34 protein-coding genes are annotated in these 21,543 nt (G+C 27.5%); 1 reads left to right on the top strand and 33 read right to left on the bottom strand.

Translation table 4 applies throughout. The features are described 5' to 3' along the window. Positions 1 to 174: 174 nt before the first annotated feature. The 33 genes from rplQ to MCAV_RS01555 form a co-directional block, all read right to left on the bottom strand. The gene (rplQ, locus tag MCAV_RS01715) at positions 175 to 534 is read right to left on the bottom strand and encodes a 50S ribosomal protein L17 (RefSeq protein WP_391592165.1); all 360 of its coding nucleotides are present in this window, start codon (positions 532 to 534) and stop codon (positions 175 to 177) included. A 31-nt stretch (positions 535 to 565) separates the two neighbouring features. Further along, positions 566 to 1,552 carry a DNA-directed RNA polymerase subunit alpha gene (locus tag MCAV_RS01710; protein ID WP_391592164.1) on the bottom strand — a complete coding sequence of 329 codons (987 nt, stop codon included), beginning with the start codon at positions 1,550 to 1,552 and terminating at the stop codon, positions 566 to 568. A gap of 50 nt (positions 1,553 to 1,602) precedes the next feature. Further along, positions 1,603 to 1,974, bottom strand: coding sequence for a 30S ribosomal protein S11 (rpsK, locus tag MCAV_RS01705; RefSeq protein WP_391592163.1), 372 nt, complete (start codon positions 1,972 to 1,974; stop codon positions 1,603 to 1,605). 9 nt (positions 1,975 to 1,983) lie between these two features. Beyond that, complete coding sequence (locus MCAV_RS01700; RefSeq protein ID WP_391592162.1) at positions 1,984 to 2,442, bottom strand: 30S ribosomal protein S13; 459 nt, start codon at positions 2,440 to 2,442, stop codon at positions 1,984 to 1,986. Between the two features lie 98 nt (positions 2,443 to 2,540). Further along, positions 2,541 to 2,654, bottom strand: a complete 114-nt coding sequence (gene rpmJ, locus MCAV_RS01695) for a 50S ribosomal protein L36 (RefSeq protein ID WP_391592161.1) — start codon at positions 2,652 to 2,654, stop codon at positions 2,541 to 2,543. Positions 2,655 to 2,852: 198 nt separating this feature from the next. Beyond that, positions 2,853 to 3,074 (bottom strand): translation initiation factor IF-1, encoded by a 222-nt coding sequence (gene infA / locus MCAV_RS01690; protein WP_391592160.1) that lies wholly within the window; start codon positions 3,072 to 3,074, stop codon positions 2,853 to 2,855. Positions 3,075 to 3,136: 62 nt separating this feature from the next. Then, positions 3,137 to 3,898: a type I methionyl aminopeptidase gene (map, locus tag MCAV_RS01685; RefSeq protein ID WP_391592159.1), complete on the bottom strand. Its 762-nt coding sequence runs from the start codon at positions 3,896 to 3,898 to the stop codon at positions 3,137 to 3,139. Positions 3,899 to 4,020: 122 nt separating this feature from the next. Next, positions 4,021 to 4,668 (bottom strand): adenylate kinase family protein, encoded by a 648-nt coding sequence (locus MCAV_RS01680; RefSeq protein WP_391592158.1) that lies wholly within the window; start codon positions 4,666 to 4,668, stop codon positions 4,021 to 4,023. 102 nt (positions 4,669 to 4,770) lie between these two features. After that, a complete protein-coding gene (gene secY / locus MCAV_RS01675) occupies positions 4,771 to 6,282 on the bottom strand; it encodes a preprotein translocase subunit SecY (RefSeq protein ID WP_391592157.1) in 1,512 nt (503 codons plus the stop codon). Positions 6,283 to 6,503: 221 nt separating this feature from the next. After that, positions 6,504 to 6,956: a 50S ribosomal protein L15 gene (gene rplO / locus MCAV_RS01670; RefSeq protein ID WP_391592156.1), complete on the bottom strand. Its 453-nt coding sequence runs from the start codon at positions 6,954 to 6,956 to the stop codon at positions 6,504 to 6,506. Positions 6,957 to 6,977: 21 nt separating this feature from the next. Then, on the bottom strand, positions 6,978 to 7,697 hold the full coding sequence (rpsE, locus tag MCAV_RS01665; protein WP_391592155.1) for a 30S ribosomal protein S5: 720 nt from the start codon (positions 7,695 to 7,697) through the stop codon (positions 6,978 to 6,980). Between the two features lie 10 nt (positions 7,698 to 7,707). Then, entirely contained in the window at positions 7,708 to 8,064 is a 357-nt protein-coding gene (gene rplR / locus MCAV_RS01660) for a 50S ribosomal protein L18 (RefSeq protein ID WP_391592154.1), read from the bottom strand. A 9-nt stretch (positions 8,065 to 8,073) separates the two neighbouring features. Then, complete coding sequence (gene rplF / locus MCAV_RS01655) at positions 8,074 to 8,631, bottom strand: 50S ribosomal protein L6 (protein WP_391592153.1); 558 nt, start codon at positions 8,629 to 8,631, stop codon at positions 8,074 to 8,076. 50 nt (positions 8,632 to 8,681) lie between these two features. Further along, positions 8,682 to 9,095, bottom strand: coding sequence for a 30S ribosomal protein S8 (gene rpsH, locus MCAV_RS01650; protein ID WP_391592152.1), 414 nt, complete (start codon positions 9,093 to 9,095; stop codon positions 8,682 to 8,684). A 27-nt stretch (positions 9,096 to 9,122) separates the two neighbouring features. Further along, the gene (locus tag MCAV_RS01645) at positions 9,123 to 9,308 is read right to left on the bottom strand and encodes a type Z 30S ribosomal protein S14 (RefSeq protein WP_391592151.1); all 186 of its coding nucleotides are present in this window, start codon (positions 9,306 to 9,308) and stop codon (positions 9,123 to 9,125) included. Positions 9,309 to 9,313: 5 nt separating this feature from the next. Continuing rightward, complete coding sequence (gene rplE / locus MCAV_RS01640; protein ID WP_391592150.1) at positions 9,314 to 9,874, bottom strand: 50S ribosomal protein L5; 561 nt, start codon at positions 9,872 to 9,874, stop codon at positions 9,314 to 9,316. A gap of 29 nt (positions 9,875 to 9,903) precedes the next feature. Beyond that, positions 9,904 to 10,227 carry a 50S ribosomal protein L24 gene (gene rplX, locus MCAV_RS01635; protein WP_391592149.1) on the bottom strand — a complete coding sequence of 108 codons (324 nt, stop codon included), beginning with the start codon at positions 10,225 to 10,227 and terminating at the stop codon, positions 9,904 to 9,906. Positions 10,228 to 10,244: 17 nt separating this feature from the next. Next, positions 10,245 to 10,613, bottom strand: coding sequence for a 50S ribosomal protein L14 (rplN, locus tag MCAV_RS01630; RefSeq protein ID WP_391592148.1), 369 nt, complete (start codon positions 10,611 to 10,613; stop codon positions 10,245 to 10,247). A gap of 35 nt (positions 10,614 to 10,648) precedes the next feature. Continuing rightward, on the bottom strand, positions 10,649 to 10,942 hold the full coding sequence (gene rpsQ, locus MCAV_RS01625; RefSeq protein ID WP_391592147.1) for a 30S ribosomal protein S17: 294 nt from the start codon (positions 10,940 to 10,942) through the stop codon (positions 10,649 to 10,651). Further along, the gene (gene rpmC / locus MCAV_RS01620; RefSeq protein WP_391592146.1) at positions 10,942 to 11,298 is read right to left on the bottom strand and encodes a 50S ribosomal protein L29; all 357 of its coding nucleotides are present in this window, start codon (positions 11,296 to 11,298) and stop codon (positions 10,942 to 10,944) included. Before rpmC ends, rpsQ begins: the two co-directional genes overlap by 1 nt. Next, positions 11,298 to 11,744 (bottom strand): 50S ribosomal protein L16, encoded by a 447-nt coding sequence (gene rplP / locus MCAV_RS01615; RefSeq protein ID WP_391592145.1) that lies wholly within the window; start codon positions 11,742 to 11,744, stop codon positions 11,298 to 11,300. The genes rpmC and rplP overlap by 1 nt, the downstream gene beginning before the upstream one ends. A 19-nt stretch (positions 11,745 to 11,763) precedes the next feature. Next, positions 11,764 to 12,558 carry a 30S ribosomal protein S3 gene (gene rpsC, locus MCAV_RS01610; RefSeq protein ID WP_391592144.1) on the bottom strand — a complete coding sequence of 265 codons (795 nt, stop codon included), beginning with the start codon at positions 12,556 to 12,558 and terminating at the stop codon, positions 11,764 to 11,766. 1 nt (position 12,559) lies between these two features. Next, positions 12,560 to 13,027 (bottom strand): 50S ribosomal protein L22, encoded by a 468-nt coding sequence (gene rplV / locus MCAV_RS01605; protein WP_391592143.1) that lies wholly within the window; start codon positions 13,025 to 13,027, stop codon positions 12,560 to 12,562. A 25-nt stretch (positions 13,028 to 13,052) separates the two neighbouring features. Continuing rightward, on the bottom strand, positions 13,053 to 13,325 hold the full coding sequence (gene rpsS, locus MCAV_RS01600) for a 30S ribosomal protein S19 (protein WP_391592142.1): 273 nt from the start codon (positions 13,323 to 13,325) through the stop codon (positions 13,053 to 13,055). 27 nt (positions 13,326 to 13,352) lie between these two features. Next, positions 13,353 to 14,210: a 50S ribosomal protein L2 gene (rplB, locus tag MCAV_RS01595; RefSeq protein WP_391592141.1), complete on the bottom strand. Its 858-nt coding sequence runs from the start codon at positions 14,208 to 14,210 to the stop codon at positions 13,353 to 13,355. 2 nt (positions 14,211 to 14,212) lie between these two features. Then, positions 14,213 to 14,590 (bottom strand): 50S ribosomal protein L23, encoded by a 378-nt coding sequence (rplW, locus tag MCAV_RS01590; RefSeq protein ID WP_391592140.1) that lies wholly within the window; start codon positions 14,588 to 14,590, stop codon positions 14,213 to 14,215. A gap of 2 nt (positions 14,591 to 14,592) precedes the next feature. Continuing rightward, entirely contained in the window at positions 14,593 to 15,294 is a 702-nt protein-coding gene (gene rplD, locus MCAV_RS01585) for a 50S ribosomal protein L4 (protein ID WP_391592139.1), read from the bottom strand. Between the two features lie 8 nt (positions 15,295 to 15,302). Next, positions 15,303 to 16,022 (bottom strand): 50S ribosomal protein L3, encoded by a 720-nt coding sequence (gene rplC, locus MCAV_RS01580; RefSeq protein WP_391592138.1) that lies wholly within the window; start codon positions 16,020 to 16,022, stop codon positions 15,303 to 15,305. Between the two features lie 20 nt (positions 16,023 to 16,042). Next, positions 16,043 to 16,348, bottom strand: a complete 306-nt coding sequence (rpsJ, locus tag MCAV_RS01575) for a 30S ribosomal protein S10 (protein ID WP_391592137.1) — start codon at positions 16,346 to 16,348, stop codon at positions 16,043 to 16,045. A gap of 361 nt (positions 16,349 to 16,709) precedes the next feature. Further along, the gene (locus tag MCAV_RS01570; protein WP_391592136.1) at positions 16,710 to 16,922 is read right to left on the bottom strand and encodes a hypothetical protein; all 213 of its coding nucleotides are present in this window, start codon (positions 16,920 to 16,922) and stop codon (positions 16,710 to 16,712) included. A 24-nt stretch (positions 16,923 to 16,946) separates the two neighbouring features. Beyond that, positions 16,947 to 17,729: a hypothetical protein gene (locus MCAV_RS01565; RefSeq protein ID WP_391592135.1), complete on the bottom strand. Its 783-nt coding sequence runs from the start codon at positions 17,727 to 17,729 to the stop codon at positions 16,947 to 16,949. A gap of 216 nt (positions 17,730 to 17,945) precedes the next feature. Further along, entirely contained in the window at positions 17,946 to 18,830 is an 885-nt protein-coding gene (locus tag MCAV_RS01560) for a hypothetical protein (RefSeq protein WP_391592134.1), read from the bottom strand. A 108-nt stretch (positions 18,831 to 18,938) separates the two neighbouring features. Continuing rightward, positions 18,939 to 20,414, bottom strand: a complete 1,476-nt coding sequence (locus MCAV_RS01555; RefSeq protein ID WP_391592133.1) for a hypothetical protein — start codon at positions 20,412 to 20,414, stop codon at positions 18,939 to 18,941. Positions 20,415 to 20,666: 252 nt separating this feature from the next. Between MCAV_RS01555 and MCAV_RS01550 the strand changes: the two genes are divergently transcribed. Next, positions 20,667 to 21,539 (top strand): bifunctional 5,10-methylenetetrahydrofolate dehydrogenase/5,10-methenyltetrahydrofolate cyclohydrolase, encoded by an 873-nt coding sequence (locus tag MCAV_RS01550; RefSeq protein WP_391592132.1) that lies wholly within the window; start codon positions 20,667 to 20,669, stop codon positions 21,537 to 21,539. Positions 21,540 to 21,543 lie beyond the last annotated feature (4 nt).

The raw sequence follows: 21,543 nt of genomic DNA, 5'->3' as shown, positions 1-21,543 counted from the left end.
CTTAATTATATCTAATATAAAGTTGCTTAATTGTTTTGATTATTAAAAAATTTAATTTGAAAGTAAAAACGATCCCAAAATAATTATTTGAGATCGTTTTCTAATCTGAAATAGTAGATTTTACTTTGATTACTAAACAAGCAAGCAAAATATCAACTGGATCATTAAAAACAATTAAACTAATTGTAAAACAGCAATTTCAACATTATCACCTTGACGTCTATCTAATTTTAAGACACGAGAATAACCACCATTGCGATCAGCATATTCAGGTGAAATAACACTAAATAATTGGTGCAATAGTTCATCTTTACTAAATTTTTTTGTTTTCAGTAAAAAACTTGCTGCTTTTCTTCTTGACTCTAAAGTATCTTTACGAGCTAAAGTGATTAATTTTTCTAAAAAAACTTGAGTGATTTTTGCTTGAGTATGAGTTGTGATAATTTGACGGTATGATAAAACATCAGACACTTGTTGACGACTAATCATCTTATTAACTGCTGAAGTTCTGCCTTTTTTATTAATATATGACATAAAAAAATAATTGTTTTTCCTACTAAATAAATTATTTTGTTTCATCATTAAAAGTTAAATTACGATCAGCAAGTTTGCGCATAATTTCTTTTAAAGATTTTTTACCTAAATTACGAATTTGTTCCACACTTGATTTAGGTCGATCAATTAATTCTTGAATTGTGTGAATTCCATTACGTTTTAGTGAATTAAACGAACGCATTGTTAATTCTAATTCATCAATTGGAGTTGATAAAATTGCCTTTTTTTGCTGTTCTTCTTCTTGACGAATGATTTCTAGTGCTGAAACTTCTTGATCAATATTCATAATTGGTTCAAGATGAGAAGTTAAAATTTTAGCAGCTAATGACATTGCTTTTGATGCACTAATAGTACCATTAGTAGCAATTTTCATTTCAAGACTCTCACTAATACCTCATTTACTTGTTTTTTGTTGATCAACTTTATAACCTACTTGTAAAATTGGTGAAAATTTAGAATCAATTGCAATAATGTTAATACTATTAATTAGTTCGCGATTCTCATTAAAAGAACGATAACCACGATCAACAGTAGTGTATAAATCCATATTAAAACTAACATTTTCAGTGACTTCACAAATTTCTAAATCACCATTTAATACTTCAAAGCCCGCGGGACAAATAATGTCACGAGCATAAACAATTCCTTTACCTTTATGATTAATTTTCAAAATAGGTCAATTTTCAATTTCTCTTGAAACTAAATCATCATGATCAACAATTCGCTCATTAACACTAATAGCTAGTTTTTTAATGTTATAAACAATATGAATTAAATCTTGTAAAACACCTTTAATTGTAGTGTATTCATGAGTTACATTAGGTATTTTAATTGCAAAAACGCTCGCACCATGAATTGAACTTAATAAAACTCTTCTTAATGCGTTGCCTAAAGTTGTACCAAATCCTTGTTCTAAAGGATAAAAAGTAAAAGTTCCTAAATTAGGATCATTAGCATCAATTTTAGGTTCAATGCGATATTTTGAAAACTTTTGCATATAAAAATAGATCAAATCTTTCTTGTGAGATATTTAGAATTTATAAATGATTAACGTGGGCGTTTAGGTGGACGACAACCATTATGTGGTAAAGGAGTAACATCAGCAATTTCATGAATTACAAAGCCAACATTTTTTAAGGCACGAATTGCTACTTCACGACCACCACCAGTACCATTAACTTTAACACCAATTGATTTTAATCCTAAACTATAAGCTTCTTTACCAACCCGTTCAGCAACTAAACCAGCAGCATATGGTGTTGATTTTTTTGTTCCTTTATAACCGATTGTTCCTGCTGATCCTCAAACGATTGCATTACCATTTTCATCAGTAATTGTAATAATAGTATTATTAATTGTTGAATGAATGTAAGCAAATCCGTTTGGACTATTCAACTTTTTTTTCTTTTTCTTTGCCATAATTAATGATTATTTACTTTCCATTTTTTTATTAGCAACAGTTTTTCTAGGTCCTTTACGAGTTCTAGCATTTGTTCTAGTTCTTTGTCCTCTTACAGGTAAACCACGACGATGTCTGATGCCTTGATAAGAACCGATTTCCATTTTATTTTTAATGTTAATACTAATTTCTTTTCGTAAATCACCTTCTAGTAATAATGGAAATTCATCTTTACTATTTTGCAATGCTGCAATTGCTTTACGAATTTCTGCAAACATTTCTTTATCTAAATCTTTAACACGAACATTTTCTAAAGCACGAATTTTTTGTTTATCAGTTTCAGATAAATTACTTACTGGTTTAGTATGACCAGTAATTGTTTTTTGAATAATTTTACGAGCAGCAGTTGGTCCTACACCTAAAATATAAGTTAAAGAAACAACTAAACGCTTATTGTTGGGAATATCAACTCCTAAAAGTCGAGCCATATTGGCTTAAAATCCTTTCATTGAAAAATTTTTGATTAGTTTTTATAAGATCATACAATAAAAATGATCATTAATAATTTTTTGATTAAATTATAAAATTATCCTTGACGTTGTTTATGTTTTGGTGTTTTACAAATAACACAAACACGTTTTTTTCGTTTAATAATTTTACAATCTTTGCATATTTGTTTTACAGATGCACGAACTTTCATATTGATTGCTTTTTCTTTCTAAAGTTTAAAGTAGTGGATAATATTTGTTTAATAAAACAAATCGTTTAACATTACTATTTTAAAAAAATCAAACTAGAAAATCTTACTATTAATAATTAAATAATCCAAAATGAAGCCATTGCTTGATTTTGATCACTAATTGAAATTAATTAAATTGATTTTTTAAGATTAGTTTATTTAAATGTAACGATAAACAATTCGTCCTTTTGTTAAGTCATAATATGACATTTCAACATCAACTTTATCATCAGGTAAAATATTAATTTTATTTTGTCGCATTTTACCAGAAACACGACAAATAACTTTAGCGTTATTTTCTAAAATAACTAAAATACTACCTTCTGGTAGTAATTCTTTAACCACACCACGTAGTTTAATTTTATCGTTTTGATCGCTCAAGTTGAATTCCCTTTTTTTCAAATGTTAAATATTATAACAAAAACAAAATTTTTTGATTAATTCTATTTTGTAAGAATAATTGTTTCATTTTCTAAAATCAAAATCATGTGTTCAAAATGACACACTTTATGATTATTAGTTACTTTGACTGATCAGTGATCATTAGGATCAATGATATAAGATCCATCTTTTTGATCAGTAAGAATTGGTTCAATGCAAATAATCATTCCAGGAACCAATTTAACTCCAGTATTAGCTGTCATACCTTTATTTAAAATAAATGGATCTTCATGTAATTTAAGACCACAACCATGGCCACAAAAATCATCTAAAATATGATATTCAGGACAATTAGTAGCAACATAATTACTAATTGCAGCAGTAATATCACCAGTATAATTACCAGCTTTAGCAGCAGCAATGCCAACTAATAAAGCTTGATGGGTATGATCAACTAATCGTTGATAATCTAGATTAGTTGCTGGATCAACAATTTGACTAAACCCTGCATCACAAAAATAACCATTTAGTTTGACACCTAAATCAATTCCTACTTTATCTGTTGCTAAAAATTTTTTTTTACTAGGAATACCATGAATTGCTACTTCATTAACTGAAATACATAAATTTCCTGGAAATCCATGATAATTTTTAAAAGCACATTCACCTTTTGCTGCTCTAATCATTTTTTCAGCTGTGTTTGATAAATCAAGTGGTGAATGATCAACTGTAATCATTTTTTTTAAAACTGCAATTACTTCTTTTCACAATTCAGCAGCAGCTTTAATTTGATTAATTTGATCAGTGTTTTTAAGATAAATCATTAATGACAATAACTTTTTTGATCATGAAAAATAATTAACAACAAAATTTCACAGAATTTGCTTTGTATTTAATATTATGTTAAAACATAGCAAAAAATACAAGGGAAATTATAACATATTTATTATTTTTTCAGATTTAAAACACTATTAACTTCATTAATTGTTTGTTCAATACTTTGATCAGCATTAACAAAAATGACTAAATTCAATTGTTTATAAAATTCAATTAAACTAGCCGTTTGGGTTTGATAGACACGTAAACGGTGAAGAATAACATCAATTTGATCATCTTTTCTTTGAATTAACATTGATTGATCAATATCACACACATATGGTGATTTTGGTGGTTTATTAACAATATGATAAGTGTGCAAACCTTTTTCACAAACTAAACGGTTTGTTAATCGAAAAATAATTTGATCTTGACTACACTTTAAAACAATAACACGATCTAAAGAAAAATGTTGTTGAAAAAAACTAGCTTGTGATAGGGTGCGAGGATAACCATCTAAAACAACATATTGATCATAATTAATTTTTTCTAGTTGTTTTAGATGATCTAAAATTAATTGGTTGGTTAAACTATCAGGAACTAATTGACCAGCAGCAAGAATTTTTTTAATTTGATTAGCTAATTTATTATTTTTATTAGCTAATTGGCGAAAAATATCACCTGTAGAAACATGTATAAAGTTATGGTGTTTAACTAAGTATTCAGATATTGATCCTTTACCAGCACCAGGAGCGCCTAAAAGCAAAATAAATTTCATAAATATTATATTTTAAGTTAAAAGTACTAGGGTTTTATAATTTTGATTAGTTTTTAATTTAATGATTGATTTTAATATCTTAAGAATTTTTTATCAATTAAATTATCAAATTGTTCAATCTTCATCAGAATGATCGTCTTTAAGTGATTTATGATCAGAATTAACAGGAAATAATGATTCTTTTGGAACAAAGTTATTATTTTTTAAAGCTAAACTTTCAGCTAATAAAAGATCAGAATTAGAATGAACTTTGGCTTGTAACACTTTTTTCTGCGTACGATAATAAATAGAAGTTGAAGTTGATTTAATTGCTTCTCAAAATTGAATTGATCCAGTAACTAAAATAATTACTCCAGTTCCTCCTAATGCTGCATTAGAAGGAATTCCAGTAGTAATTGTTAGAACATTAGGTAAAACAGAAACTGCTGCTAAAAAAGGTCCGCCTAACCAGTTAACCCGATTAACAATTTGGCGAATATGATTAAAAGTTGCTAAACCAATACTAATTCCAGGAATAAAGCGACCAGATTTTTCAAAATTTTCTGTTAATTCTTCAGCATTAACTTGAATATGAGAATAAAAAAAGGAAAAAGCAACAATTAATATACCATAAATGCTTAATCCTGTTGGACTATTTAATGTTAAATAAGTTTGAATAAAACTATAACCAGAAGGATCTGAAGTTCTAATAAATTCAGCAACAGTTCCAGGAATTGCTAATAATGAACTAGCAAAAATGACAGGAATAACACCAGCAGGAATAATTTTGATTGGTAAAAATGGTAAATCTTCAGCGTTTTTAACTAATCCTTGACCAGTTTGTTGCACTGGAATTTTACGCAACGCACCATTAATAAAAGTAATTACAAATAATAAAACAAAATAAAAGAATAAATAAATAATAAATGTAGCAATGGTAATAAAAACACTATTTTCACCAATCGCACGAAGTGAAAAAAAGGAAAAAGAAGCTGCTAAATTTTGCGGGATTGAAGAAATAATCCCTGACATAATAATTAATGTTGGACCATTACCAACACCTTTTTTAGAAATAATATCACTTAAAAATAAAGCGATATAAGTTCCTGCAACTAATAGAAGAACTAATAAAACTTGCTGTCCAGCAGGAACTTGTGATAAATTATCAACTCTTGATCCATTAACAACAAATTTAACTAATTGGATATTAGAAACTAAAACTAATGCTCCATAAGCAGTAGCAATTGCAAATGGTAAAGTAAGTAATCTTGTATACAGTTCTAATTTTCTTCGACCTAATTCTCCAGATTTTTTTAACTCTGATAATGGTCGAATAATATCAGTTGATAACATTTGAATAATAATTTGTGCTGTAATATAAGGTGATATTCCAACAGCAAATAAACTAACCCGATTTAAACCACCACCACCTAATAAGTTCAATAGACCTAAAACATCTGGTGATCCAGCAGTTGAAGCATTAGCATTTGGAATAATTAAGGATGGAGCAGTAATATGAGCACCAAACTGAAATAAGCTCAACAATAAAACAGTTGAAGCAATAGCAATTAATACTTCACGATTCTGAAGAACTTTAAAAAAATTAGATGTTGTTTTATTTTCAAAAGATTTCAAGATTAAAACTTATATATTTTATTTTTTTATATATTGATTAATTCTAACATTAATCAAAGTTGATAACAATTATTAAAAATAATTGATTAAACTAAAATTGCTAAAACAAATTAAAGATCATATATCTAACAATATTATCATTATAAATAAAAGATTTAATTTGTTTTTTTAATAAATTCAATTTTAACTTAATCAATCATTATTTTAAAATTAAAAATTAATTATTTTTTCAACACAATCACACTACCACCAGCAGCTGTAATTGCAGAGGCTGCACCTTTAGAAAAAGCATGGGCACTAATTTCTAGTGGTTGAGTTAATTTAATATTACCAATAATTTTAATTTGACCAAAATTACGATTTTTCACTAAACCTAATTCAATTAGTTTTTCAAGATCAAATTTTTTAATATCAGGATAATAACTTAATTGGTTTAAACTGATTGCACTGACTTTAGTAGTAAAATTATGATTATTAAAACCAATTTTGCCAACTCGAACATAAAGTGGAGTTTGACCACCTTCAAAACCTAAACGAACATTACCTGATTTACGGGCTTTTTGTCCTTTTGTACCTCTAGTACTACGACCACCAATCCCACTACCAAAACCTCGACCAACACGTTTAGTACGATGATTACGTGCTTTAGGATTAGCTTTTAGTTGATGTAACATAAAATTTAATTTTTTACTTTCTTATAAATCAGTAATTGCTTTATCGCGTAATTTAGCAATTTCAGCGGGTGTATGTTGTTTCAATAATGCTTTAATAGTTGCTTGAACCATATTCATTGCTGAAGATGAACCTAGATTTTTAGAATAAATATCAGTAAATCCAGCTAATTCTAATACCATTTTAATTGGGCCACCAGCAATAATGCCAATTCCAATTTTAGCAGGTTTAATTAAAACTAATGACGCACAATGTTTGCCAATATTTTCATGATAAACTGTACCATTAGCATTAATTTTAAATTTAACAACATTTTTTAACGCATTTTTAACTGCTTTTTTCATAGCATCAGGAAATTCTTCTGATTTACCAATTCCATAACCAATTGAACCTTTTCGATTGCCAACTACCACTAAAGTTCAAATTCGACCTTGACGACCACCTTTAGTTGTTTTAGAAACTCTTTTTCAAGCAACTAATTTTTCTTCAAATTCTTGTTTTGGTTTATTATTAGCACTTGATTTTCTCTCTGGCTTACTTGAACCACTTGATGAGTGTAATCCTTTTTTAGTTTTAGTAGTGGGATGAATTTTGTTTGGTTTACCAATTGTTTTAGTAATTGCAGCAATTGCAGCTGCTTTAGCATCAGAAACTTGATTGTTTTGTGAAACAGGTTTTGAATTAGTTTGATCAGTTGATGATTTGGTTTTAGAAATTGTTTTTTGTTCGTTATTTGTATTCATATTTTAATTTTTAAACTTTAATTCCATTTTCTCTCAAAGTTTCAGCAATAATTGCAACACGACCATGGTATTTAGAACCACCACGATCAAAACTAACTTGTTGAATTTGATGATTTTTTAATTGATTAGCAAATTCCAAAGCAACTTTTGCTGCATTTTCTTTATTACCATTTTTTAATTTTAATTGCAGTGAAGAAGTTGAAAATAAAACCCGATTAGTTACATCATCAATTAATTGAACATAAATGTGAGCATTAGTTTTAACAACACGTGCTCGTTTATGCTCATTACTACAACGAATTGCTTTTAAAATTCGTTTGTGTCTTAAAGCGGCTTTAGCTTTACGGTTTAAATTAATGTTTTTCATACGTTAATTTTATTTTTTTCCTTTACCACCTTCTGATGTTTTACCAACTTTACGTAAAATGATTTCATCTGAATAAGCAATTCCTTTGGCTTTATATGGTTCAGGTTTACGTCATTTACGAATGTTAGCAGCAAATTCACCTAATAACTCTTTATTGTGTGAACTAATTTTTAGTTCAGTTGGACTAATTAAATCAACTATAATTCCATCAGGAATATTAACTTCAATTGGGCGAGAATAGCCTAAAGTTAAAATTACTTTATTATTAGCAACATTAGCCTTATAACCAACACCAGTAATTTTTAAAGTTTTACTAAAACCACTAACTAAACCAACAATAGCGTTTTTAATTAAAGAATTAATTGTTCCATATTGCATTTTTGCATCTTTTGAATTATTAACTTTATTAGTTGTAATTATTTGATTTTCAAAATTAACTTTAACTAAATGACGATTATATTTAATTTCAATTGCTAAATTATTATGAGTCAAACTAATTAAATTTTCTTTAATAACCAAATTAATATGATTAGGCACAGTTAATTGACGATTACCAATTTTTGACATAAATAATTCCTTTCTCTTGTTTTTTTACTAAATTTATTTATTATCATTATTTATCAAACATACATTAAGACTTCACCACCAATTTGGAAACGTTTGGCTTGTTTAGCGCACATTAGTCCTTTATTAGTAGAAATAATGGCAATTCCTAAACCATTTAAAATTCTTGGTAGTTTATTTGCTGGAGCATAAACACGCAATCCTGGTTTGGAAATTTGTTTTAAACCATTAATTGAAGAATTGCCTTCACAGTATTTTAAATAAATAATAATGATAAATTTATTAATTGGTTTATTACCTTTACGTTTTTCACGTTGAATCCGAAAATCTTGAATGTAACCTTCTGTTTTTAATAAAACAACAATACTTAATTTTAAGCGTGAACCAGCAATTTGAATTTTGCTCTTTCGTGCTTTAATGCCCATTTTTAATTGGACTAATAAATCTGAAATTGGATCTGTATGCATTAGTTTTTCCTCATTATTTCAAGTTGATTATCAAGATGCTTTTTTAACACCAGGAATTGCTCCCTTATAAGCTAAATCTCTAAAGCATAGACGGCAAATGCCAAAACGATTAAATACCGCCCTAGAACGGCCACATCGCTGACATCTAGTGTAATTTCGCACACTAAATTTTTGATGCTTTTTTTGTTTAACTTTAAGTGATTTTTTCGCCATAATTATTAATTAGCATCCTTTTTAATTTTTTTAACAAACGGTAAGCCTAAACTTAATAAAAGTTCATACGCTTGAGCATCATCATCAGTTGAAGTCACAAATGTAACATCCATTCCACGAATCTTTTTAACAAGATCATAATCAATTTCATTAAAAATGATCTGTTCTTTAATTCCTAAAGTAAAATTACCTCAACCATCAAAACTATTAGTACTAAAACCTCTAAAATCACGTACTCGTGGTAAGGCAATATTAAAAAGTTTTTCAACAAACGCTCACATGTTGTGATTGCGTAATGTTACCTTAGTTCCAATTGCTTGTCCAGCACGAATTTTATAAGCCGCAATTGATTTTTTAGCAATTGTTTTAATTGGTTTTTGATTAGTAATTAAACTGAGTTCATTCATTGCTGCTTCAAGTAATTTAGCATCAGATGCACCATCACCAACTCCCATATTAATAATTACCTTTTCTAACTTAGGAACTTGCATAATTGATTTTAACTGCAACTTTTTTTGTAATGCAAAAACAATTTCATTATTATATTTTTGTTTTAAATTAGACATAAAATAGTGATTTCTTTTTTATTCTTAAATTACTTATTTTTTAAAATTGCTAATCCTGTTTTGCGATCAACTCGTTGCTTTTTATTGTTTTCAATCACATAACCAATTTTAGTGTAAACAAGTTTTGATTTTTTATTAACTAAAGTGACTTTAGATCAATCTAATTTAGCTTCTTTACTAATAATGCCACTTTCATTATTTTGTTGATTAGGTTTAGTGTGAACACTAACTAAATTAACACCTTCAATGATGACTTTACCTTCTTTAGGAAAAACAGATAAAACTGTACCTTCTTTACCTTTATGTTCTCCAGAAATGACACGTACCATATCACCTTTGATAATTCTTTTCATCAAACTTAATTCCTTTTCTATAACACTTCTGGAGCTAAAGATAAAATTTTATTATAACCACGTTCTCTTAATTCTCGGGTTACAGCACCAAAAATTCTTGTTCCTCTAGGTAATTTATCATCTTTAATTAAAACACAAGCATTATCATCGAATTTTAAAATAATGCCATTAGGACGACGAATTTCTTTTTTAGTTCGAACAACAACTGCTTTAAAAATTTGACCACGTTTAACATTAGAATGAGTTGAAATTGCTTTAACTGAAACTAAAACAACATCACCAACAGAAGCATAACGTCTTTTTGATCCACCATAAACTTTAATAACACCAACCTTTTTAGCACCTGTATTATCTGCAACATTCATTTTTGTCATAAATTGAATCATTATTTAAAAATCCTTATCTTAATTTCTTTTTTTAATTATTTTGCTTCAATTAAAATTTTGTTCAAGCGTCAATTTTTTAAAGCACTTAAAGGTCTTGTTTCAATAATGCTAACAAAATCACCTTCTTTAGCTTTTTGGTGTTCATCATGAGCATGATATTTTTTATGACGAATAACTAATTTTTTATACAACGGGTGTTTAAATTTACTTTCAACTTTAACAACAATCGTTTTCAAATTTTTAGTTGAAACAACAAATCCTTTTAAAACTTTACGATATTTTTTAGTTACTATTGTTGAATTATGATTAACTTTTTCAATTTGATTCATTATTTTTGCTCACTACTTTCTGATTGTTTAATTTTTAATCCACCTAATTTACTTTTAATTCGTTCAGTAAATGATACTTGATTTTTCTCTTCACCAACTGCTGCTTGAGCCTTTTGATTTTCAGCAATAATCATTTGATTAAAACGGTGATAATCTTTAGTATCCATTCGCAAATTTCGTTCATGTAAAACAGTAAGAACACGAGCAATTAATTTACGAATTTCTTTGATTAAATGCGTTTTAGTTAATTGTCCTTGAGCAGCTTGAAAACGATTTTCCATTAATTGAATTCGTAATTGAACAACTAATAGTTTTAATTCATCATCTTTCTTTTGACGTAGATCTTTAATTAACATTATTGTTTCACCTCTGCTAGACTAGTTGTGTTTAATTTATGATTTCTTTGGACAATTTTTGTTTTAATTGGTAATTTATTTCCAACTAGTTTTAGAGCTAATTTAGCAACTTCTTCTGATAAACCATCAACTTCAAACATAATTGTATCTTGTTTAACTACAGCAACAAAATGATCAGGCGCTCCTTTACCAGATCCCATACGAACTTCTAAAGGTTTTTTAGTTAATGACATATGAGGAAAAATCCGGATTCACATTTTGCCAGTTTTACCCATTTTTTTAGAAATCACAATTCTAGCAGCTTCAATTTGTCTAGCACTAATTCAAGCACCAGAAACAGCTGCTAAACCATAACTACCAAAAACAACATAGGAATTACCTTTAGCAGGTCCATTAAAACTAACTTTATGAGGCTTGCGATATTTAACTCTTTTAGGTTGCAACATATTATCAAATTCCTATTTATTATCCTTTTTGTTCAACAAATCCAACTTCAGATTGGGTTGCTTGGGTTTGCACTACTGGACGATTAGAGTGATGACTGCTACGACGATCATGACGGTTAGTGCGATGTGCTTTTGCAACTGGTGCAGGTTGTGGCATAAAACCTTTACCAAAGTATAAACCACGATTAATTCAAACTTTAACTCCAATTACCCCATAAGTGGTTTTGGCAATTTCAAAAGCATAATCAATATCAGCTCTTAGGGTTGATAGTGGCACAATTCCTTCTGAATAACCTTCATCACGAGCAATTTCAGCACCACCTAAACGCCCAGAAACTCGAGTTTTAATTCCTTTAGCACCACCATTCATCGCTTTTTTAATTCCTGATTTTTGAGCACTACGAAATGAAATCCGATTTTGAATTGCATCAGCAATTTCACGGGCAATTAATTGTGCACTAACTGCTGGATTAGGAACAGGTTTGACAATTACTTTAACAATCGTTTTTCGTCCAACAATTCGTTTTAAATCACGCTCAATCCCATCAAGGTTTTTAGCTCGGCCTAATAAAACACCAATTTGTACAGCATAAACATAAGCAAAAAATTGTTGCAGATTTTTTGAATCAAGAATTCGTTCAATTTCAACTCGTTCAATTGCAGCATTTTTATATCTTTTAGCAAAATATAAACGAACTTTTTCATCTTCAACTAATCATTGTGCAGTCTGTTGATCACTAGAAGCATTTCAACGGGAAATTCATTGTTTATTAATACCAAATCTTAAACCGTTTGGACTAACCTTTTGACCCATTTTATTTCACCTCCTTATTAGTATTAACAACTGTTTTTTCAACAACAATTGCTTTTTGAGCTAACTGATCTTTTTGATATTTATGTTGGTGTGCTCTAGGTTTTAACAATTTTTTATTACTTTCTGTTTTTTCATTAGGATTATCTGAAACGATTACTTCTAAATGACTTGAACGTTTACGCATTATATCACTACGTCCTTTTGCTCGTGGCATGTTTCTTTTATAAGTTGGACCTTGATTAGCAACAACTGAATAAACATATAAATCATTCCCATTCATAGCATGATTATTAACAGCATTAGCAACAGCTGAACCTAAAAGTTTTTTAAGAAAAGTAGCTGTTTTTTGTTGACTATGATCCAAAATTTTAAATGCTTCTTTAACGTTTTGATTTCGAATCAATGCACATACTAATGTTGCTTTTTTAGCTGAAACTCGCACATTACGTTGAATTGCTTTAGCAAGCATAAATTAATTTTTCTTCTTTCTTAAATTATTTTTTAGTTTTAGCTAATGTATGGTTTTTAAAAACTCGAGTTGGAGCAAATTCACCTAATTTATGACCTACCATATGTTCAGTTACATAAAACTTAGCAAATGATCGACCATTGTGAACTTCGAAATTTAAACCAACAAATTCAGGATAAATTGTACTGCGTCGTGATCAAGTTTTAATTGGTTTTTTCTTTTCAGCTTTTTGCATATTAATTGCTTTTTTTAATAAACTAGGTTCTACAAAAAGACCTTTTTTACTACTTCTTGACATTTATATAAAACTATTTCCTTATTATTTTTATTTACGTTTTGATTTAGCGTGGCGTGATTTAACAATTAAAGAATTGGATGGTTTCTTTTTCAACCGTGTTTTAACACCCATATGTGGTTTACCTCAAGGAGTTCGTGGTTGCTTTCGACCAATCGGGCTTCGACCTTCACCACCACCATGAATGTGATCATTAGGATTCATTGCTGAACCTCTAACAGTTGGACGAATTCCTAATCTTCTTGAAGCACCAGCTTTACCTAAATTAACTAAATTATGATCTAAATTAGATACTCGACCAATTATTGCGCGACAATTTAATAAAAATTTTCGTACTTCATTAGATGGTAATTTCACAAGAACATATTTATTAGTTTCATCACGACCTAAAACTTGAGCTTGTGAACCTGCTGCACGCACTAATTGTGCTCCTTTTTTAGGAGTTAGTTCAATACTGTGAATAAAAGTACCTTCAGGAATTTGTCCTAATGGTAAACAATTACCTGGTTTAATATCAATATTTTCATAACCAGAAACAATAACATCACCAACTTTTAAGCCATCAGAGTTTAAAACATAACGTTTAGTTCCATCTTGATATGCCACTAAAGAAATAAAAGCGGTACGATTAGGATCATATTCAATTGTTTTAATTGTTGCTGGAATATTAGTTTTATTGTATGAAAAATCAATTTCACGATATTTTCGTTTATGTCCACCACCATGATGTCGTGTTGTAATTTTACCTGTGTTATTACGACCACCAACTTTTTTTAAACTAGTGACTAAACTTTTTTCAGGTTTCTTAGTTGTTAAGATTTTTTTATAATCAACTAATTGAATCACTCTGCGACCACTACTGCGGGGTTTTATTGTTTTAATTGCCATAATTATTGCGCCTCATTTTTAGGATCAACTTCACTTACTTCTGTAGTTTTTAATTGATTATTATCATTAAGATCATTAACTGTTTGACTATCAGTTTGATCTTCAAATAATTTAATCTCTTTAGCAACAGAAATATAAGCAATTTTGATTAGTTTAGTTTTTCCTTGACGATTTTTTGCCATAAATCGTGTAGGTTGGGGTTTACGTAAAATGGTATTAACTGCAATTGGATCAACACTAAAAATTGCTTTAAAAGCAGCACGAATTTGTGACTTAGTTGCTTTAGTTGCAACAGAAAAAGCATATTGATTATTTTTATTACGAATTAAATAAGATTTTTCAGTATTAATTGGTCTTAAAATAATATTTGTTAAATCCATAATTATTTACTTTCTTCTTGACTGTGATGAACACTTGGTTCAATATAGTTAATTGTAGTTTTGATATTAATTCGTGCATGTAAAATTAATTCAAAACTATTAACTTGAGCAATAACATAATAATTATTTAACAAATCACGTACTGAAACACTTGAAGCAAATTTGACAATGAGATGTTTTAAATTTCTTGCTGCTAAAAATAAATTAGGATTATCATCATTAACAATTAATAAAATTTTTTTATCATTTAAATTTAAACTATATAACAAATTAGCAATTACTTTAGTTTTGGGTAGACTATCATTTAAAGCATCATTAGTTAATAAAGTAATTTTTTGATCTAAAATAATTCGACTTAAAGCTGATAAATAAGCCAAACTATAAACTTTGCGGTTCATAATTTTAGTGTAATTACGGTTTGGTTTAGGACCAAAAGCAACACCACCACCAACAAAATGCGGGTTTCTTTTTGAACCTTGTCGTGCGTTTCCTGAATGTTTTTGTTCAAAAGGTTTTTTACCAGTTCCTGAAACTTCAGCTTTAGTTTTAGTTGAATGAGTTCCTTGTCGTTGTGCTGCTTGTTCTAATAAAACTGAATCAAATAAAGATTGATGATGAATTGTTTCATGATTTAACAATTCTTGACTTAACTTAAATTCACCAATTGGATTTGCAAGTAAATCAATGATTTTTAAAGCGTTCATATTTATCTTTATTTAACCTCCTTTATGATTGCATCAGTTTGTTTGTTTGAAGAATTTCGTTCAAACATTTTAAAAGGAGTTGCAGTTGCTTTTTTAGCTCTAGTAGTAGTTTTAATTCGTACTAAACCCTTTTTATGTCCTGGGATTGCACCTTTAACCATTAATAAATTATGTTCAAGATCAATGTTAACAATTTCTAAATTGATGATTGATACTAGTTCATTACCATATCTACCAGCCATTTTTTTACCTTTTCAAACTCGTTGAGCACTAGCACCACCTCTACCAGCAGTTAATGAACCTTGATATCGATGAGGTCATCCTGCACCATGCGATCTAGCACCTACTGAAAAGTTTCATAATTTAATTGCACCAGTAAAACCATGTCCTTTAGATTTTGCTTGAATATCAACAAAATCACCAATTTTAAAAAGATCAGTTAACTTTAGAACATCATTAACTTGATAACCAGTTAACCCACGTAATTCAATTAAATGACGTTTTAGTGGCAAATTATTTTTTTTAAATTGACCTTGAACTGGTTTGCTTACTAATTTATCACGAATTTCACCATAGCCAACAACAACAGCATCATATCCATGTTTTGCTTGAGTTTTGACTGCAACAACACAATTATCAGCGACATGAATTGCAGTTATAGGAATTAATATTCCATCATGACTAAAAATTTGACTCATGCCAACTTTAGTACCAATTATTGCTTTCATTTTCTAAAATTGCTTTCTTCTTATTTAATTTCAAAATTAACTTCTAAATCAGCTGGCAAGACTAATTTTTGGATTGCAACCATTACATCATTATTAAAGTTAGTTAAAACAATTAATCGTTTGTGAGTACGACGTTCAAATTGTTCCATTGATGGTTTATTAACATGTGGTGATCTTTGAAAGGTTCAAACTTCTTTTTTGGTTGGCAAAGGAATCGGTCCTTTAACTGAGGCATTATTTTCTTTAGTAATTTCAACAATTTTTTTTACTCATTGATCTAATAAGCGATAATCATATGAGATTAACTTAATACGAATTTCGTTCATACTCTAATAAAACAATCTTAATTTTTATGATAAATTAACTAAATTGCAACTAATCATTTTTTAAAAATTTAAATCAAAAAATGCTGCAATAAAATATTTCAAAAACAATAATTTTTTTATTAAAAACCTATGTGAAAATAATGACTTTGGTCTTTGAAAAATACAACTGCTTTTGGTGTATCATTGATACATACGGTTAAATATTATATATTAATAATTGATAATTTAATAAAATATTTAATCTAAATTTAGGTTAAAAAATAAAAAGAACAGAAAAACTTAACTAATTTCTCTGTTCTTGATATATAAGGTATAAGATAAATATTTAATTAATAAATTTAAAAATAATTTGAATTTATTTTTATATTTGTTGAATCACTACTAAAATCATCATAATTAATGCAATAATTGCTACTAAAGTTAGTATTGCTAACAATCATTGCTTCTTCTTACTGATTTTATAATCACTAATAACAATTAAATTATTGGTTTTATTACTATCTTCAATTCTTAATCATTTTTTCACTAAAAACAATCATAGATTTTTTTTAGAATCATTTTTAAAATCAGCCATAAGATTAATCTTTTTTGAAATTAATTATTTTTCAATGATTTCAATTTCAGGATTTGAATTTATAGAATTTAGTGATGGTTGATCAGAATTAATTAATGCAAGATCATTTTGATTAGTATCTTCAGTTGCTTGAATTAATAATTGTTTTTTAGGATCATCTAATTTTGTTAAATTAATTACATTACGATCTTTTAACTTATCTAAAGTTTTAGTATTTAAAACAAAACCATTAAAAATTAATTTTTGATTGCGTTCAATTGCAGCAACTTCATGATCAATTGCTGCTTTGCGTTTAGTTCTAATTAAATCAGCTTGAGCTTTAATTTCTGCATCAGTAAAAATTTTTGGTTTTTTATTTTTATATTCAACAAATGCTAATTCTAAATTGGCTTGAGCTTGAGTGTTATGAGTTCCAACTAATTTTTGAAATTCAATCCCTAATTGAGCATTATCAATAATTAAATTAGATAATTCTGCTTCTAATTGTGCGCGATGATCAGAATTTAGTTGTTTAGATGATAGAATACTTTTCATTTGGTTAGAATTTCGATAAATTCTACCAACTGTATATTGACATTGTAGTTCATCTAAAGCATTATTAGCAGTTTGTTGAAAAAGTGTTGGTTTAGAACTAGGTCAGTTAATTGTCATTTGAACATCAACATTTTGGTTTAAAAGTTCAGCAATTTTGGCTAAATTATAAGAATCATAACTACTGAATTTAGCAGTAACACTAAAATCGTTGGAATCTAAATTAAACTCAGCATCTTTAACATGCTTTAGAGGAATGATTTTACGTAAATTCATTAATTTTTCAAAGTCCTTAATATTTTCAGATTAATCTATTATCAATTTTATCTTTTTTAGTTGATAAAAATAAATAATTAATACCAAAAATAATCTTTTTTTAATCAATTAGCAGCAAAAATTAATTAATTAAAATTGATTCAAAAAGAAAAACAGTAAATTAAGATTACTGTTTTAGTTATTATTATAAATAATTTTATTAATTAATTAAAGAAATTAACCGCGTAAACGATACAAAATGTTTAAAACTAAATAAACCATATTTAATAATTCAACAAAAATGTTAAAACTCATGAAAAAATTTCAACGTTTTAATAACAATTGATCATTATAATCGATTTGTTGGGCAACTTTTTTAAAACGAAAGATGGTAACGATTGGCATTAGAAAAGTAATAATCGAAAATAATGCAAAAAAGATTAAATCAACTATTCTATTAGTACGCAAATTACCAGACACAATTCATAAAACAAAGTTAACAGTTAGTAAAATGAAAAGTAAAACTGAAGCAACAGTAATCACAAAAGCAATATTTTTAACAATTTTTTGGTTTTTTAGAAAATAACCAATTGCTGCAGGAATTAAATATGCTAATCAACCACCAACAAAAACTGTTGATGTGGTACGTAGAACATTAATTAATAACTGTTGATTTAAATTATCAAGACTTATTGCTCCACCTCTGGCGATATCAACTACTGATAAAACACCAATTAGTGAAGACAATAAAAATAAATACATAAATGAAGCAAATAAAACTGAAGTAACAATTACAGCTTTAGATGCATTGGCTACATTAGATGCTCACTTACTATAAGTAAACGTATAAGCAAACATCATGGCAATTAAAATGATAAAAAAGATAATTAAACCACTACTAGTAGCAAAATTAGGATTTTTTTGTATAGTATTAACAAAAAAAACACTAACACCTCAACTACTAAAAGCAGTAACAACTCCAAAAATTAAAAAAATAAATGAAGCTCTAAAAAAAGCTTTTAAAATAAATTTTGCAACTTTACTTTCAGTTTTAATGTTAATAACATCTTGAAAACTAAAAGAAGTTTTAGCATTAGTGCTATTTGAATAAGGATAATTCATTTAATAAAATTACCATCCTTTCAATAAATTAAAGTGAACGTGATAATTGTATCACAATCGAAAAAATATAAACTATTTTATAAAATTTTACCATAAATCATTAGAAAACTAACAATAACTTAATTTGCGTAAATTAGGATTTCGTCTAACTTGTTGATTGATATAATTACACAAACTATGATCAGTTTTAGGATTAGGATCGTTTTTATTAGTTGTCATTCCAATTGGATCATAAATTCCTTTAACAATAAAACGACTAAAATATGAAATGGGATTAGAATTTGAAACATTAAATTTAAGTCGATCAATTCCAACTAAACTAAATTTTTGCTTTAAATCTGAATTATTAGGATCATAACGAACTAAAACTGAACCACCCAAGCCTTCATCTGAAACTAAATTACTAATACTATAATCAAGACTAGGATTAAAATATTTTGTAGCAAATGAAGAATTATTAGTTGAATTAATACTTAAATGTGAATCAGTTGTTTCACTACTTTTAGGATCAATAACAACTTCATTAAAACTTAATTTATTAACTTTTAAATTTAATGCTGCTACTGATTTAATCGCATTTTGATTAATTGTTGGATAAGCAACTAAATAATTGTTTGAATTAGAAATATCTTTTTCGCCTTGATCACTATTAAAATAACTATCATCATTATTTTTAGCAACATATTCTCTTAAATAACTTAAATAATTTAATAAACCTTGATCTTCTAAAGCAACAGCAGTTTGATAAGCGTCATTAAAATCAACTTTAATAACTGAAAAATTTAATGCTAATTTTTGATTTTGATACTCACTAGTTTCAGTAGTTATTGTTTCTTGAGTTTTAGATTGTTGATCAACTGAATCATATTTAAAACCAGTAATTTTTTTTGTTTTTAATTCAGTAGCATTTCAATGAAATTGATTAGAAGCAAAACCTAATTGATAATAATCTTTTGGTTCTAATTGATTAAAGCCACGCAATGAACGTAAAGAATTATTATTCAACCCTGATAAACTATTAATTCCTGGATATTCTTTATGCAGTAAATATTTTTCAAAAAAAGGACTAAAAGTAAAACGATAATAGTTCATACTACTATTTCTTTTTTGATTGAAATTATTAGCAATACTAGATGAAGTTAGAAGATAATAACTATTTTCGTTTTTATTATTTTTAGTTGTTTCAGTAGCTGCACCTAGAATTCAACCTGTACCATAATTAGTTTTTCCATTAACTCTTGTTAAAATCCCAATTGAACGTGAATTGAGATATTCAAACAATTCAAGATCAGTATTACTATAATTAGGAAAACTAAAATCAGTCTGATCATTTGATTTTAAAACTGAACTTAAATGATTAGTTGTAGTTTTCAAATCGTTTCCAATTCGTGGAACTAAATTTTTTCAATTTTTTCAAAATAAATCTTCTGCAGAAGAATTAGATAATCAATCAAATGCTGGTGGTAAATTTGGTAAATTTGAATCATTATTATTGTTATTAGATGAACAAGCAGACAAAAATAAAGTTGCAATAACTCCAACTAATAATCATCTTCTAGTTTTTGATTGAGAAAATTTAATCATCATTCATTCTGTTGATTTTTTAAAATAGTTACAAGATTAATAAAAACTAATTAAATTGTTTTATATCTCTTGCATTAGTAATCAACTTACTTTGAATTATATCTAAAAACTTAATTAACAAGATAAATTTTTCTTGCTTTATTAATATGTTAAAAACGATTGAATTTTAATTATTAAAATTTTTAGTTAAAATTATATGGTCCAACTGAATGATAATCAATTAGATTAAATTAGAATAAAAACGTTTTAAAAATGGATCATAAAATTAATACAATCGTTTTAAATGGTCGTGTTGCTGCTGATGCTTGGATTGAAGATATTAAAAATAAAATCTTAGCATTAAAAAGACAACCACGTTTAGGCATTATTCAAATTGGTGATAATTTAGCATCATCAACTTATATTAAAAATAAATTAAATATTGCTAAAAAAGTTAATGTTATTGCTGAACATTTAAAATTTAACGCTAATTATTCACAAGATCAATTAATTAATTTAATCAATGATTTACAAAATAATGATCTTTATGATGGAATATTAATCCAATTACCATTACCTGAACAAATTAATGAAATTAAAGTTTTACAAACTTTAAAAACAACATATGATGTTGATGGTTTAAGTGTAGCAACAACTGCTAAAATTTGAAACACAAAAAAATTTAATCCTTTAGAAGAAGTTGTTCCTTGTACACCAAAAGGAATTATTAAATTGTTAAATCATTATCAAATTGATTGTCAAGGAAAAAAAATTGTTATTATTAATCGTAGTAATATTGTTGGCAAACCATTAGCAGCAATGTTATTAGCATTAGATGCTACTGTTAGTATTTGTCATAGTCGAACTAAAAACTTAATTGAATATACATCAACAGCAGATATTATTATTACTGGTGTAGGTAAAACTAATTTTTTAACACCTAATTTAGTTGCTAAACATGCAGTAGTTATTGATGTTTCGATTAATTTTGATCATCAAAAAAAATTAGTTGGTGATGTTCCTAGAAACAGTTTATTAAATCACTGTCAAGCTTATTCACCTGTACCTAATGGTGTTGGTCCTATGACTGTTGCTGCAATTTTTGATAATTTATATTTATTAACTAAAAAGAAAATAACTCAATAAAAAT

Origin of the sequence: [Mycoplasma] cavipharyngis (assembly GCF_042984175.1) — a bacterium.
Lineage (GTDB): Bacteria > Bacillota_I > Bacilli_A > Mycoplasmatales > Mycoplasmoidaceae > Mycoplasma_N > Mycoplasma_N cavipharyngis.
This window is presented reverse-complemented; position numbering and strand designations above follow the sequence as displayed.